Genomic DNA, 13,909 nt, shown 5'->3' with positions numbered 1-13,909 from the left:
ATGACGCCTCCTATGCGCAGGCTTGCAACTGCTTGCCGATGCGGCGATGGCTGACCATCGGAATAAGTGAACGCACACGCTCGATCTGCGCGCGCTCGATGCGCGCCGTCACGAACCCGACGCCATCGGACGCGCGCGCCACAACATGGCCCCACGGATCGCAGACGAGCGAGTGACCATAGGTATGACGGCGCTCGCCATTCGAAACCGTGCTGCCGGTCTGACCGCAGGCGGCAAAATAGGTCTGGGTTTCGATGGCACGGGCACGCGCCAGCACCTCCCAGTGGTCCTTGCCGGTTTGCAGCGTGAATGCGGCGGGAAGCACGATGACATCGGCACCGGCCTTTTCCAGCTCCAGATAAAGTTCGGCAAAGCGGATGTCGTAGCAGATCGCGCAGCCAACCTTGAACCCGTCAAGGTCATAGACGACAACATTCTCGCCCGGCTTGACGGTTGCGGATTCCTTATAGGCCGTCCCGTCCGGCCCGACGATGTCGAACATATGGATCTTGCGATAATGCGCAATCTCCTTGCCTTCGCGATTGAAGACGAAGGTGGAATTATAGATCCGCTTTTCGTTTGGAACCTTTTCCATCAGGGTTCCGGCATGGACAAAGACCTTGTGCTCGCGGGCAAACTCCTGCGCCATCTTGTAGGCAGGGCCATCGGGAACACTCTCGGCTGCCGCAAGTTTCTCTTCCGGAGTACCACCGTAATATTCGAAATATTCGGGCAGCACGATCAGGTCCGGAGAATCCGTGCGCACGGCATCTTCCATCAATCCCCGCGTAATACGCAGGTTTTCTGCCTTATCGGTCTGCGGGCTCGTTTGGATCAGGCTAATCTTCATTTTTTCCTCCAGCGAATGAATGGGTGTTCAGTTCAATCAGGCAACCAGGGCTTCGCTTTTCAGCATGTTCACAGTCGAAACCATGCCCTGGCGAAGCGTCATGTTCTGGGTGGCGACGACCAGCATCGCGGCGCCTTCCTCCTGTGCGAAGCGCCGTTCGGCTTCAGTCCAGGCGGGCATGATCCATGGCTTCCCGGCAGCGCGTGCAGCGGCTGCACAACGGCGCAGATCGGCCTTGTCGTCATCATTGAAAGCGTAGGCTCCCCGACCACGCGCAAGCGCCAGATCCGAAGGGCCGGGAAACAAGCCGTCAACCGTATCAAGCGCGATAATCTTCTCGACGTCGGCTAGACTTTCCGCCGTCTCGATCATGGCGAAGCATTTGGTGCGCTTGTTCTCTTTTTCGAAGGCATCGGTCGCCGGACGGGCATAGCCGAAAATGCGACCACCCGTATAAGAGCGCGTGCCGACCAGCGGATATTTTGCAGCCTTCGTAACCTGATGCGCATGTTCCACGCCGAGAATATGCGGAACGATGACGCCATCCGATCCGAAGTCCAACGCCTGCTGAATGGCTTCTGGCGTCGGTGCCAGCACCTTGGTCAGGGTGGAGAGACCCTGCGCCTTGGTGAAAGCCAGAAACTGGTCCAGTGTCGACAGGTCAAAAGTTCCGTGCTCGAGTTCCAGAACGAAGGATGAGAAGCCGCAGGTTCGGGCAATTTCGAGATAGCTGAAATGCGGTTGCGACATCCAGAGGGCGATATTTTCCATGCTTGCAGTCACTTTCAGTTGGGAGGTTATTTGCCGATTGTGCGTGACAATCCGAGTGTGCGTTCGATGACGAAGATGATGAGCAGCGTGGACGCGATCAGCACGACCGAGATGGAAGCTGTCATCGGGTCGGTGCGACTTTCGACGTAGTTGAAGATTTCAACCGGCAGCGTCGTCATGCGCGGTCCGGTGATGAAGAGCGAGATCACCACCTCATCGAAGGACAGAAGGAAGGACAGAGCCGCACTTGCCACCAGACCCGGCATCATCAACGGCAGGGTGATGCGACGGAACACGGTGAAAGGTGACGCACCCAGCATCGTGGCGGCCTCTTCGACCGATGGTGGCAAAGTAGAGAATGCCGTTATCATGATGCGGATGACGTAAGGGGTCGTCACGATCAGGTGGGCGATCACAAGGCCCGTAAATGTACCGAGCAGTTCCAGCCTCACGAAGACCAGCAGAATGGCAAGGCCGAGCACGATGGACGGCAGAAGCAGCGGCGCGGTAAAGAGGTTCAGCACCGCTTCGCGTCCACGGAACTGATAACGGCGGATGGCATAGGCCGCCGGGATACCCGCCAGAAGCGACAGAACGGTGACGACCGATGCAATGCCGAGGCTGATCCAGAACGCCTGAATGAGCGTTTCATGATGCAGCATTTCCGCATACCACCGCACACCCCAGCTCTGCGGCGGAAAAGTGAGATAGTTGTCATTGCTGAACGATAGCGGTACGACGACCAGAATGGGCGCCAGCAGGAACAGATAGAGCAGGCCGACCAGAAGGCGGAATGGCAATGAAGTTGAACCAATCATCTCGTTTCTCCTTTGCCAGTCAGTCGATGCGACGTGCGATGCGGGAATAGACCATCAAGGCGAGCCCGAAGATGATCAGGACAATGACGGAGGTTGCGGCGGCCCGCGGCCATTCAAGCTGGATCACGGCCTGGTCGTAGATTTCCGTCGCCAGCAGGAACACGCGCCCGCCGCCAAGCAATTTCGGCGTGATGAAGGAGCTGATCGCCAGCACGAAGCAAAGCAGGCAGCCAAGTGCGATACCCGGCAATGTAAGCGGCAGGATGATCCGGCGAAACCGCGTGAAGGCATTGGCGCCGAGGGATGCCGCGGCCTCCTCAAGCGAGGCGTTCAGGCGCCCGAAACCGGCAATCAGCGACAGCGCCATATAGGGGATCAGGATTTCCACCATGCCGATGAATACGCCGAGCGCATTGTTGACGAGCCTGATGGGGGAGGAAATGATGCCGAGATTCATCAAAGCTCCATTGACAAGCCCCTGATCGCCGAGAAGCACCATCCAGCCATAGGTGCGCACCACGCTGCTGACGAGCAGCGGCGAGACCGTCACCACAAAAAGGAAGTTGCGCCAGACCGGCGAAACACGATGCAGGAAAAGCGCGATTGGATAGGCGCAAACCAGCGTTGCCAGCGTGATAAACGCGCTCAGCCAGAGCGAGTTGAACACAAGCCCCCAATTGAAGCTGTCGGTGAAGAAATTGATGTAGTTTTCGAACGTATAGCGGTCTGTCAGGACGCCGCCACTCTCGCTCTGCAGGAAGGATATCTGCGCAAGATGCGCAACCGGCGCGATGAAGGCGATGAGATTGATCAACGCCATCGGCAGAAGGAGCGCAACGGCGACGAGACTATAGCGCCTGCGTCTCGATGGCTTTGCCGGAATGATGTCGGTTGATGTGATCGCTGTCATGACATCAGCTCCCGAAAACGAGCATATCTTCCGGTTTCCATTCGCACAGCAGCCGGTCACCGGTATGGAACGCATGTCCCGCACTGGCGGTCGGTACTTCGACTTTCAGGCAGGCGCCCTCAATCTCGATGTCGTATTGAACGATGTCGCCGATATAAGTCGTGCGCTCGACCACGCCATGCGCGCTGTTGGTTACGACGCTGACAAGATTGCGATCGCGGTTGGGCGTGAGATTGATGCGATGCGGACGAATGGCGATCTGCCCTGAGCCGCGCGACTTTCCATGCGTGTTGCAGCGATAGGTGCCGCTGCCTAGACGGCAGACATTTTCGTCGACGATCTCGCAATTGTGGACATTGGCGCGCCCGACGAATTTGGCCACAAACAGGGAGGATGGCTTCTCATAGATTTCTTCCGGCGAACCGAGCTGTGCCAGCTTGCCGCTATCCATCACCCCGACGACGTCGCACATTGTGAGCGCTTCGACCTGGTCATGCGTAACGAACACCGTGGTGATGTCGAGGCGCTTCTGGATCTCGCGAATTTCGATCCGCATGTCATCGCGCAGCTTCGCATCCAGATTGGACAGAGGTTCGTCGAGCAGAAGAATGCGCGGGCGGATGACCAGCGCGCGCGCCAGCGCCACGCGCTGCTGCTGACCACCGGACATCTCCTTGGGCTTGCGCGAACCGTAGCCGGGAAGCCGCACCATTTCGAGTGCTTCCTCAACGCGCTTCTTTGCTTCGGCCTTGCCGACCTTGCGCATATCGAGACCGAAAGCGACATTTTCGGCCACGGTCATATGCGGGAACAAGGCATAGTTCTGGAAAACCAGACCGATATCGCGCTGATGAGGCGGCCTATGTGAAATATCGTTGCCATCGATCAGAATATTGCCGTCCGAAATCGAGGCGAGACCGGCAATCATGCGCAAAGTTGTCGTCTTTCCGCAACCGGATGGGCCGAGGAGGCCAAGCAGTTTTCCGCGCGGCAGATCGAGATGAAGGTCGTCCACTGCCCGGTAATTGTTACCGTAGAGCTTGGTAAGAGCCTTCAACTGTAGAAATGAGTTTTCTGCTACCATATCGAAACCTGTGAGGGGTCGTTGCCGCCCCGGCGAAACGGGGCGGAAGCGTGAATTTCAGGGTGAGGTAGAGTTTTAACGACCAGCCGGAATGATCTGACGACGCCAGGGATTAAGCAGCTTGTCGCGCATATCGCCGATTGTCATCCAGTTGACCGGAATGAGCTTTTCGCGCTGGACCGGGTCCATGTACGGAATGCGTTTTTTCGTTTCGTCATTCACGTCCGCTTTCGTGTTCGATGGCGCATAGAACATGATCTCGGCGAACCGGGCCTGCGCCTCCGGGCTTATCGCATAGTCGATGAATGTCCTGGTTGCATCCATGTTCTTGCCATTGGAGGTCGCACTGATGACGTTCACCTGCGCAGCCGTGCCTTCCTTCGGGCCGACCGACTGAAGCTTTCCGCCGGTCTGGTCGAAATAGAACTGGGCGCGGGCATTGTAGCCGATGGACAGAGTCGCCGTGCCGTTTGCAACCAGCGTATAGGCATCGGGCTTCGGTTCCCACGTCTGCACGGCAGGCGCCAGTTCCACCAGCTTGTCGACGCCCGGCTTCACAGTCTTCGTATAGTCGTCTTCACCAGCGAGACGGTTCGCGATGATCGTCAGCAGGATGGCCTGAATATCGCCGCCGCCCTGCGCCGGGATGATAACCTTGCCGCTTTGCTGCTTGTCCCAGAGCGCTTCCCAGCTATCCGGTGAACCCTCCGCAAATGCATCGTGATTATAAAGAAGCGAAAGCGTGTCATATGTGATCGGTATTGCAGCGCCAGCGAGTTCCTTGCCGAGATCGGCGACATCCGCATAATTTTTGAGCGATGCCGGATCAAGCTTCTCGACCAGCCCTTCCTCATCGGCAATCTTGGCGACCGAGAGGTCATAGATGACCGCATCCGTCTGGGGCGAGGATTTCTGGGCGCGCATATTTCCCAGCGATGTCGCTGCATTCTGCACGCCGTAATAGGTGACCTTGATGTCGGGATGTTCCTTCTGGAACGGTTGGATGACGGCCTTGACGTAATTGTCCTGGAATGCGCCGCGATATCCCATCACGGTAATTTCCGCAGCATTGGCTGCGAAAACAGTCATTGCCGAAACACTCAACGCTAAACTTGCCAGAAAAGCCGATTTTCTGTTGATCGAACGTGCCATCAGTCACTCCCCTTTTGTTTGAAGGTAAGGTGAAGAATGGTGGTCGGAGCGTCCAACGACTTATTCTGTCCGCCTGTTCGATTTTGCTTTATGCCTTTGAATTCCAGGGGCTTCTGGGCTTGAGTGACAGGTGACAAGATTGGGATGAAGCACCCAGTATTTCACACGTGATGAAATTGTAATCTGTTGCCTGTTTTTTGAGCAGGCGCCCTCCTTTTCCTGCTGCACAAATCTTGCCCACCTGATCGCATGTGCCCTTGTTGCCTTGAAAAAGCGGTAAATTTGAAACTGGCACGGTCCTTGCTTCTATTAAATCGAACACCGAGCCGCGCGACACCGCATGACTTGTGGTGATCGATCAACCGAGGATGACAGAGAGACTAGCGATGACCAAGTACAAGCTCGAATACATTTGGCTCGATGGATGCACCCCTGCTGCCGGACTGCGCGGCAAGACGCAGATCAAGGAATTCGACGCTTTTCCGACACTTGAACAACTGCCGCTCTGGGGCTTCGACGGCTCATCGACGATGCAGGCCGAAGGCCGCAGCTCGGATTGCGTCTTGAAGCCGGTCGCGATCTATCCCGATCCCGCGCGCAAAAACGGCGTTCTGGTGATGTGTGAAGTCATGATGCCAGATGGCATCACGCCGCATCCATCCAACAGCCGCGCAACCGTCCTTGAAGACGATGATGCATGGTTCGGTTTCGAGCAGGAGTATTTCTTCTACAAGGATGGCCGTCCGCTCGGCTTCCCGGAGCAGGGCTTCCCTGCCCCGCAGGGTCCATATTACACCGGCGTCGGCTACAAGAATGTTGGCTCCATCGCCCGCAAGATCGTCGAGGAACATCTCGATCTCTGCCTTGATGCCGGTATCAATCACGAGGGCATCAACGCGGAAGTGGCCAAGGGCCAGTGGGAATTCCAGATTTTCGGCAAAGGCTCCAAGAACGCCGCCGACCAGATCTGGATGGCCCGCTATCTCCTGCTTCGCCTCTGCGAACAGTATGAAATCGATATCGAATTCCATTGCAAGCCGCTCGGCGACACCGATTGGAACGGCTCGGGCATGCACTGCAACTTCTCGACCAAATATATGCGTGAAGTGGGCGGCAAGGACTATTTTGAAGCGCTCATGGCGCAGTTCGACAAAAACCTGCAGGACCATATCGACGTTTACGGCCCGGACAACCACATGCGCCTGACCGGCAAGCATGAAACCGCCCCATGGAACAAGTTCTCCTACGGCGTTGCCGACCGTGGCGCTTCGATCCGCGTCCCACACGCATTCGTCAGGGATGGATATCGCGGCTATCTGGAAGATCGTCGCCCGAATTCGCAGGGCTGCCCATACCAGATCGCTTCGCAGGTTCTGAAGACGATCTCGGAAGTCCCGACCTCGGAAGACGAAGCACTCGCTGCTTAATTTCTAGCCAAACGGCCTGCTTGAGGATTTCAGCAGGCCGTTTGTCATTATTCTCAGGAAACCGCAGACAACAAAAAAGGCCGGGGCGAAAACGCACCGACCTTCCTGATCATCGCTTTCCTACCAGTGCCAGTACATCCGTGGTCAAAAGCATCAAGCGATGAAGGCTATTGCGAGCGACAGACGCGTTCCAGCGCTCTTAAGCAATGCCTATGACAGCCATATAGGTGCACATCTTGTTCAAAACAAGGTCGCGCAACAATTTCTATAAATTAGTTTGACGCCTCCACCTGACGTCGCGCCAGCAGATACACAACGACAATTCCGGCACCTACCGCATAGGCCAGAACGTCCAGCCAATCCGGCGTCGCTCCGAGAATAATACGCAGGGCCGGATTTCCGATCTCGACATCGAATTGTTTTGCGAGGTATTGACCGAACTCCACCGCCGCCCCGGTCAGAAACGCGATCAAAGCCAGCAGCAGGTGATTTCCGTCAATGAAGGTTCTAAGCACCGCATAAACAAAGATGACGGCAATCACATCCCCGGCAAAGCTTCTGATCCAGCCCAACCCTGCCCCCATTGTTGCGAGCAGGACAAGAAGCGTCAGAAGCACCAGCGTGAAACACAATGCCGATCGCGAAAATTTAAGCTGCACGGGATTTTCCTGCCAGGACATGGATTACAGCCTAACACTACAGTTGCAAATTCGTCAGGCCGTGGCGAAAAGAGTGTTTTTCGAGTACCGGAGCGGAACGTACTTAAAGGTACGTGAGCACCGGAACGCAGACAAAGCGCTCTTTGCAGCCCGGCATCACGAAAAATGCAACTATAGTACTAATCTAGCTTTTTCCCTTCCCGTGCAAGACCGAAGCACCTGAATATTGCTGGGTGACTTGTTACTGCGATGGCACAAAGCGCCATCGCAATACCTTTCAATGCTGTTCCTATAAGGCTTCAAGCCACGTTCAGAACGCTTTCAGGCGCAAAGGCTTCATAACCAAGCGCTTCCGCAACCGGCTTGTTGGTGATGCGCCCTTTGTGAACGTTCAGGCCATTGCGCAGGTGCTTGTCCTCGGCAATTGCCCTCAAACCACGGTCAGCAAGCGCCAGACCGTAATGAAGGGTCGCGTTGTTGAGGGCGTGCGCCGAGGTCACCGGAACGGCGCCCGGCATATTGGCCACGCAGTAATGGACTATCCCATCCACTTCGTAAGTGGGATCGGAATGCGTCGTTGCATGGGAGGTCTCGAAGCAGCCGCCCTGATCGATGGCCACGTCCACGATGACCGCACCTTTCTTCATGCCGGACAGCATTTCGTGAGTGACGAGCTTCGGCGCCGCAGCACCGGGGATCAGCACTGCGCCGATGACGAGATCGGCAGAGAAGACTTCATCTTCAAGCGCCTGAATACTGGAATAGCGGGTATGAACACGACCGCTGAATATATCGTCGAGCTGGCGCAGACGCGGCAGTGAGCGATCCAGAATGGATACATCGGCACCAAGACCCGCCGCCATTCTGGCCGCATGAAGCCCGACCACGCCACCGCCGATGATCGTGACCTTTGCCGGAAGCACACCGGGAACGCCGCCCAGCAGAATACCGAGGCCGCCATTTGCTTTCTGCAGCGCCGTTGCACCAGCCTGTATCGACAGACGGCCCGCCACTTCCGACATTGGAGCGAGCAATGGCAGCCCACCGCGATCATCCGTCACCGTTTCATAGGCAATTGCCGTCACGCCAGACGCGAGTAGTCCCTTGGTCTGTTCGGGGTCAGGCGCAAGATGGAGATAGGTGTAGAGAAGCTGGCCTTCGCGAAGCTGCACCCATTCGGCGGGCTGTGGTTCCTTGACCTTCACGATCATGTCGCACTTCTCGAAAATGTTTTTTGCAGAAGCAGCTATTTTCGCGCCAGCGGCGATGTAGCTGGCATCATCGGCACCAATACCGGCGCCTGCCTTTGTTTCAATCCAGACCTCATGGCCATGAGCCACATATTCACGAACTGCGGCGGGGGTCAGTCCGACACGATATTCATGGTTCTTGATTTCCTTCGGGCAACCGACACGCATAAGCGTTCCTCTCATTTTTGCCCACTTGCCGTGGGTCGTTGTCGATCCCAAAATGAGAACACCTGCGGCTCGCAATGTCCTTGCAAAGAAGATTTGCCCGCCCCGTCTTTTTGGTGAATTATTGCGCCGATTACCCTCTTTTTCGAAGGCTCTTCGAATGAGCAATCTTGATCCTATCGATCTTGCAATTCTCAGGACATTGCAGGCCAACGCACGCATTACCAATGCAGAACTTGCAGAGAAGGTTGGATTGTCGCCTTCAGCCTGTTCGCGCCGCCTCGATATTCTGGAAAAGAGCGGTGTGATTGCGGGCTATCATGCCCGCCTTTCCCAGAAGGCGCTCGAATACCGGATGATTGCGATTGTCCATATTTCACTTTCGGGCCAATTCGCCAAGACGCTGGCCGAATTCGAGGCGGCGGTGAAACGCTGCCCCAACGTGCTGGTCTGCTACCTTATGTCGGGCGAATATGACTATATTCTGCGCGTTGCGGCGCGCGATCTTGAGGATTATGAGCGCATCCATCGCGACTGGCTCTCGGCTCTGCCGCATGTGGTGAAGATCAACTCCAGTTTTGCCCTGCGTGAAATCATCGACAGACCGAATGTCGGCCTCTAACCGCTTATTCTGACGCGAATTTTATCCGAAAACCGTTTCACACTTTTCGGGATAAGCTCTAGATTGGAGCTTTCGAGTCCCTGATCGTTGGAGCCATGCTGCAGTTCACCAGAAGAGTTTTGCGACAGGCCGGTTGGGGGCTGCCAGCCTCCCTGGCCCTGCATCTGGTGCTGGCATTGCTGTTTCTGGTTCGCCTTCCAAATCTTCCCTCGCCCGCTTCAGAACAAAGCGTCAATGTGGAGCTGGTTCAGCCACCTCTCCCTGAAAAGAAACCTCAGCCACAGGCACCAAAGACACCGGAACAGGCTGCCCCTCCACCCCAGCCGCAGGCATTTGAGTCTGCAGCCGCAAAGCAGGAGGTGAAGTCGCCGCCGGAGCAGGACCTACCGCCCGCAACGCCTGAAGAATCACAGAAACCGGATGAGCCCTCTGAGGCTGATGCGGCGACCGATGTTGAGCAGGCTAACGAAAAGCCTTCTGCAGCGGAAACAGAACCCGCCGGGCAGCTTCTTCAGGCCGAAAAGCCGTCCGAATCCGGCCAGTCCAGCGCAGAAAAAACTCAAACCGCACCAACACAAAAGGCCGATGCCCCCAAACCGGTGACATCAGCCAAAAAACTCACGCGAGCGCGTGAGATTTACTCGAAGGACGCGATGTCCGATCCTCGTGTGAAACAGGCGCTGGGAAAGCTCGCCCCGAAGGACCGGATCATTCAGATTTGCGGCATCGAGGCGCTGGAACAGGTGCGCCGCCACAAAGCTGGTGCCTTTCCGGACATGCTCGCGCGTGAAGGCGGTTCTGTTTCGGCGACTGGCCTGACGGTCAGCGACGGCGCCTTTCGCAGCCAGCGCAAATGGTATGCTATCGACTTCACCTGCAAAGCCAATGCCGAAACGATGGTGATCGATGCCTTCAGCTATAATATCGGACGCGCCATTCCCGAAGGAGAATGGGCCAGACGGCAGCTTCCAAGGGATTAGCGAGCATTTCGATCTGACTGGATCAGATCGACGCTCTAATCATTTTTCTCACGCGCATTTTCTCCGAAAGCCGTTTCACACTTTTCGGGATGCGCTCCAATTGCGGCAAGGGCCGCTATTGTGATTGAACGAGTGACCCTTAATTTGACCGGGAACATTGATGCCCGACGTCAGGGCATGTTCTTCATCATTTCATGGGTAACGGGCATCATATTCTCGTTAAGATGATGCATGACCCAAAGTGAGCCTGCCAGAGCGATGCCGACAATGATGAGCGTAAATATCAGCGCCATCAGCGTCCACCCCCCCTCGGACGTCGGGCTCATATGTAGAAAATAGATCATATGTACCACGATCTGGACAGCCCCTATGCCCATGACAAGCATTGCGGTTAGCTGCCTGCTGGCAAGCACATCCCCCATGACAAGCCAAAACGGAATGGCTGTGAGAATGACCGACAGGACAAAGCCTGTCATGTAGCCGCTGAAAGTCGCGTGGACTTCGCCTGCCCCTGATCCATGCGGGTCTTGATGGTGGCTGGGCTGGGTTCCGTGGTGTGGGCTATTTACGCTCATCCGAGGACTCCCAATAAATATACGAAGGAGAACACACCAATCCAGATAACATCCAGAAAATGCCAAAACATCGAAAGGCACATCAGGCGTCGGCGATTTTCGACAATCAGCCCATGGCGCATGACCTGCAACATAAGCGTAATCAACCAGACGATACCAAAAGTAACGTGCAGCCCGTGCGTGCCGACGAGGGTGAAGAAGGAGGACAGGAATGCCGAACGGCCAGGCCCCGCGCCTTCGCGAATGAGATGACTAAATTCGTAAATCTCGATTGCCAGAAATGCTACGCCGAAAATGCCGGTAATGGCCAGCCAGAACAATGTTGCAGTTTTCTCATCTCGCTGCATCTGCAGCATGGCGAAGCCATATGTAATCGACGACAGAAGCAGCATTGCCGTATTGATTGCGACCAGATTGAGATCAAACAAATCTGCCGGTGAAGGTCCTGCCGCATAGTTGCGACCGAGCACGCCATAGGTGGCAAACAGGACAGCAAATATCAGGCAGTCACTCATCAGATAGAGCCAGAAGCCCAGCGTCGTGCTGTTTTCCGGATGATGGTCTTCCGCCAGATAAAACTGCGGCTTCTCGGCTTGATCTAGATGTATCTCTGTCATCGGGCCTATCCAGCGAGAAGTTTTGAACGGGCGTCTTCTGTCGCCGCAACTGTTTCAGCGGGGATATAGAAGTCACGTTGATAGTTGAATGTGTGCCCTATCGCGGCGATCAGCAAAGCGGCAAAGGACAGGATTGCCAGCCACCAGATGTACCATATGAGGGCAAAGGCAAGGACGACGCTCAGTGCGGCCAGTATGACACCGGCGCCTGTATTGCGCGGCATATGAATGGGGCGGAAGCCGGTCAGCGGGCGCTCATGGCCGCGGTTTTTCATATCATACCAGCTGTCGAGATCGTGAACCACGGGCGTAAAGGCGAAGTTGTACTCCGGCGGAGGCGAGGACGTCGACCATTCAAGCGTACGGCCGCCCCATGGATCGCCGGTAAGGTCACGCAATTGCTCCCGCTTCAAATAGCTCACGACGAGTTGAACGAGAAAGGAGGCGATTCCGAGCGCAATCAAGACAGCGCCGAAGGCCGCAATGACAAACCATATCTGCAAGGAAGGATCTTCAAACTGGCTCAGCCGCCGGGTAACACCTTTCAGCCCAAGAACATACAGCGGCATAAAGGCGAAGAAGAAGCCGATCTGCCAGAACCAGAAGCTCATCTTTCCCCAGAAAGGATCAAGCTTATAGCCGAATGCCTTCGGCCACCAATAAACGAGCCCTGCCATCAGGCCGAAGACAACACCGCCGATAATCACGTTATGAAAATGGGCGATGAGAAAGAGCGAATTGTGCAATACGAAATCGGCCGGTGGAATTGCAAGCATCACACCCGTCATACCGCCGATCACGAATGTCACCATGAAGCCGATCGTCCATAACATGGGCACTTCATAGCGGATACGTCCGCGATACATTGTGAAGAGCCAGTTGAACATCTTCGCCCCGGTCGGGATGGAGATGATCATCGTCGTGATACCGAAGAACGCATTGACCGAGGCGCCAGACCCCATTGTGAAGAAGTGGTGGAGCCACACAATATAGGACAGGATCATGATGACGCAGGTTGCGTAGACCATCGACGCATAGCCAAACAGGCGCTTGCCGCAGAAGGTTGCGACCACTTCGGAAAAAATGCCGAAAGCCGGCAATACAAGAATGTAGACTTCCGGATGACCCCATATCCAGATGAGGTTGATATACATCATCGGATTGCCACCAAGATCGTTGGTGAAGAAATTCGTGCCCACATAACGATCCAGCGACAGAAGGGCGAGCGTTGCAGTTAAGATGGGGAATGTCGCCACAATGAGCACGTTGGTGCAAAGCGAGGTCCAGGTGAAGACCGGCATTTTCATGAAGGACATGCCCGGAGCACGCATCTTGACGATGGTGGCTATCAAATTGATACCAGAAAGCGTTGTCCCCACGCCCGCGACCTGCAGGCCCCATATATAATAATCGACCCCAACATCGGGACTGTAGTCAATGCCAGACAAGGGGGGATAGGCCAACCAGCCAGTGCGGGCGAACTCTCCCACAAAAAGCGACATCATGATGATGATGGCGCCGCCGGTTGTCATCCAGAACGAGAAATTATTGAGAAACGGGAACGAAACGTCCCGCGCACCTATCTGCAGCGGGACAACATAGTTCATCAAGCCCGTCACGAAGGGCATGGCCATGAAGAAAATCATGATAACGCCATGCGCAGTGAATATCTGGTCGTAATGGTGCGGCGGCAGATAGCCTTCATACCCGTTGAACGCTATTGCCTGCTGGATGCGCATCATGATGGCGTCGGCAAAACCACGCAGAAGCATGATCAATGCAAGAATGACATACATGATGCCGATCTTCTTGTGGTCCACACTGGTGAACCATTCATTCCACAGATACCCCCAAAGCCTGAAATAGGTAATCAACCCCACAACCGCGATACCCCCAATTGCGACCACTATGAAGGTCACCAGGAGGATTGGTTCGTGATAGGGTATCGCTTCCAGGGAGAGGCGCCCGAAGATCATACTCGTGGAACTGTCACCGCCAATCATGATAGAACATTCCCGAAGTTACTGTT

The 13,909-nt window shown here is 55.5% G+C and carries 14 protein-coding genes; 3 read left to right on the top strand and 11 right to left on the bottom strand.

What is annotated here, in order from left to right:
* Window positions 1-10 precede the first annotated feature (10 nt).
* From F9K94_RS23475 to F9K94_RS23450, 6 genes are all read right to left on the bottom strand, one after another.
* On the bottom strand, window positions 11-850 hold the full coding sequence (locus F9K94_RS23475) for a carbon-nitrogen hydrolase family protein (protein WP_151648966.1): 840 nt from the start codon (window positions 848-850) through the stop codon (window positions 11-13).
* A gap of 36 nt (window positions 851-886) precedes the next feature.
* On the bottom strand, window positions 887-1,621 hold the full coding sequence (locus tag F9K94_RS23470) for an HpcH/HpaI aldolase family protein (RefSeq protein WP_061345716.1): 735 nt from the start codon (window positions 1,619-1,621) through the stop codon (window positions 887-889).
* A 26-nt stretch (window positions 1,622-1,647) separates the two neighbouring features.
* Window positions 1,648-2,439, bottom strand: a complete 792-nt coding sequence (locus F9K94_RS23465) for an ABC transporter permease (protein ID WP_061345715.1) — start codon at window positions 2,437-2,439, stop codon at window positions 1,648-1,650.
* 19 nt (window positions 2,440-2,458) lie between these two features.
* Entirely contained in the window at window positions 2,459-3,349 is an 891-nt protein-coding gene (locus F9K94_RS23460; RefSeq protein ID WP_151648964.1) for an ABC transporter permease, read from the bottom strand.
* 4 nt (window positions 3,350-3,353) lie between these two features.
* Complete coding sequence (locus F9K94_RS23455; protein WP_151558189.1) at window positions 3,354-4,433, bottom strand: ABC transporter ATP-binding protein; 1,080 nt, start codon at window positions 4,431-4,433, stop codon at window positions 3,354-3,356.
* Between the two features lie 75 nt (window positions 4,434-4,508).
* Complete coding sequence (locus tag F9K94_RS23450) at window positions 4,509-5,585, bottom strand: extracellular solute-binding protein (protein ID WP_151648962.1); 1,077 nt, start codon at window positions 5,583-5,585, stop codon at window positions 4,509-4,511.
* A 386-nt stretch (window positions 5,586-5,971) separates the two neighbouring features.
* On the opposite strand from F9K94_RS23450, the gene F9K94_RS23445 reads away from it, so the two are divergent.
* Window positions 5,972-7,012, top strand: coding sequence for a glutamine synthetase beta-grasp domain-containing protein (locus F9K94_RS23445; protein WP_010659341.1), 1,041 nt, complete (start codon window positions 5,972-5,974; stop codon window positions 7,010-7,012).
* Between the two features lie 272 nt (window positions 7,013-7,284).
* On the opposite strand, the gene F9K94_RS23440 is transcribed toward F9K94_RS23445, so the two are convergent.
* Entirely contained in the window at window positions 7,285-7,671 is a 387-nt protein-coding gene (locus F9K94_RS23440) for a ribosomal maturation YjgA family protein (protein WP_151648960.1), read from the bottom strand.
* A gap of 299 nt (window positions 7,672-7,970) precedes the next feature.
* On the bottom strand, window positions 7,971-9,089 hold the full coding sequence (gene ald, locus F9K94_RS23435; protein WP_151649002.1) for an alanine dehydrogenase: 1,119 nt from the start codon (window positions 9,087-9,089) through the stop codon (window positions 7,971-7,973).
* 157 nt (window positions 9,090-9,246) lie between these two features.
* Between ald and F9K94_RS23430 the strand changes: the two genes are divergently transcribed.
* Together F9K94_RS23430 and F9K94_RS23425 are read left to right on the top strand one after the other, a co-directional pair.
* Window positions 9,247-9,708 (top strand): Lrp/AsnC family transcriptional regulator, encoded by a 462-nt coding sequence (locus F9K94_RS23430; protein WP_061345709.1) that lies wholly within the window; start codon window positions 9,247-9,249, stop codon window positions 9,706-9,708.
* Window positions 9,709-9,803: 95 nt separating this feature from the next.
* Window positions 9,804-10,688, top strand: coding sequence for a DUF930 domain-containing protein (locus tag F9K94_RS23425; RefSeq protein WP_151648958.1), 885 nt, complete (start codon window positions 9,804-9,806; stop codon window positions 10,686-10,688).
* A gap of 170 nt (window positions 10,689-10,858) precedes the next feature.
* Here F9K94_RS23425 and cyoD read toward each other — a convergent pair whose 3' ends face one another.
* The 3 genes from cyoD to cyoB are packed head-to-tail and all read right to left on the bottom strand — an operon-like array spanning window position 10,859 to window position 13,883.
* Window positions 10,859-11,263: a cytochrome o ubiquinol oxidase subunit IV gene (cyoD, locus tag F9K94_RS23420; RefSeq protein WP_151648956.1), complete on the bottom strand. Its 405-nt coding sequence runs from the start codon at window positions 11,261-11,263 to the stop codon at window positions 10,859-10,861.
* Window positions 11,260-11,880 carry a cytochrome o ubiquinol oxidase subunit III gene (gene cyoC, locus F9K94_RS23415; RefSeq protein ID WP_151648954.1) on the bottom strand — a complete coding sequence of 207 codons (621 nt, stop codon included), beginning with the start codon at window positions 11,878-11,880 and terminating at the stop codon, window positions 11,260-11,262. The genes cyoD and cyoC overlap by 4 nt, the downstream gene beginning before the upstream one ends.
* Before the next feature lie 5 nt (window positions 11,881-11,885).
* Entirely contained in the window at window positions 11,886-13,883 is a 1,998-nt protein-coding gene (cyoB, locus tag F9K94_RS23410; RefSeq protein WP_151648951.1) for a cytochrome o ubiquinol oxidase subunit I, read from the bottom strand.
* Window positions 13,884-13,909 lie beyond the last annotated feature (26 nt).

Origin of the sequence: Brucella tritici (assembly GCF_008932285.1) — a bacterium.
Taxonomy (GTDB): Bacteria; Pseudomonadota; Alphaproteobacteria; order Rhizobiales; family Rhizobiaceae; genus Brucella; species Brucella tritici.
Note: the sequence above shows the minus strand (reverse complement) of the source record. Positions and strands in the feature narration are given on the sequence as shown.

Bases quoted from the DNA above. Each gene is read 5' to 3' on its own strand.
- F9K94_RS23475 (WP_151648966.1), bottom strand. From the start codon at position 850: ATGAAGATTAGCCTGATCCAAACGAGCCCGCAGACCGATAAGGCAGAA.
- F9K94_RS23470 (WP_061345716.1), bottom strand. From the start codon at position 1,621: ATGGAAAATATCGCCCTCTGGATGTCGCAACCGCATTTCAGCTATCTC.
- F9K94_RS23465 (WP_061345715.1), bottom strand. From the start codon at position 2,439: ATGATTGGTTCAACTTCATTGCCATTCCGCCTTCTGGTCGGCCTGCTC.
- F9K94_RS23460 (WP_151648964.1), bottom strand. From the start codon at position 3,349: ATGACAGCGATCACATCAACCGACATCATTCCGGCAAAGCCATCGAGA.
- F9K94_RS23455 (WP_151558189.1), bottom strand. From the start codon at position 4,433: ATGGTAGCAGAAAACTCATTTCTACAGTTGAAGGCTCTTACCAAGCTC.
- F9K94_RS23450 (WP_151648962.1), bottom strand. From the start codon at position 5,585: ATGGCACGTTCGATCAACAGAAAATCGGCTTTTCTGGCAAGTTTAGCG.
- F9K94_RS23445 (WP_010659341.1), top strand. From the start codon at position 5,972: ATGACCAAGTACAAGCTCGAATACATTTGGCTCGATGGATGCACCCCT.
- ald (WP_151649002.1), bottom strand. From the start codon at position 9,089: ATGCGTGTCGGTTGCCCGAAGGAAATCAAGAACCATGAATATCGTGTC.
- F9K94_RS23430 (WP_061345709.1), top strand. From the start codon at position 9,247: ATGAGCAATCTTGATCCTATCGATCTTGCAATTCTCAGGACATTGCAG.
- F9K94_RS23425 (WP_151648958.1), top strand. From the start codon at position 9,804: ATGCTGCAGTTCACCAGAAGAGTTTTGCGACAGGCCGGTTGGGGGCTG.
- cyoD (WP_151648956.1), bottom strand. From the start codon at position 11,263: ATGAGCGTAAATAGCCCACACCACGGAACCCAGCCCAGCCACCATCAA.
- cyoC (WP_151648954.1), bottom strand. From the start codon at position 11,880: ATGACAGAGATACATCTAGATCAAGCCGAGAAGCCGCAGTTTTATCTG.
- cyoB (WP_151648951.1), bottom strand. From the start codon at position 13,883: ATGATTGGCGGTGACAGTTCCACGAGTATGATCTTCGGGCGCCTCTCC.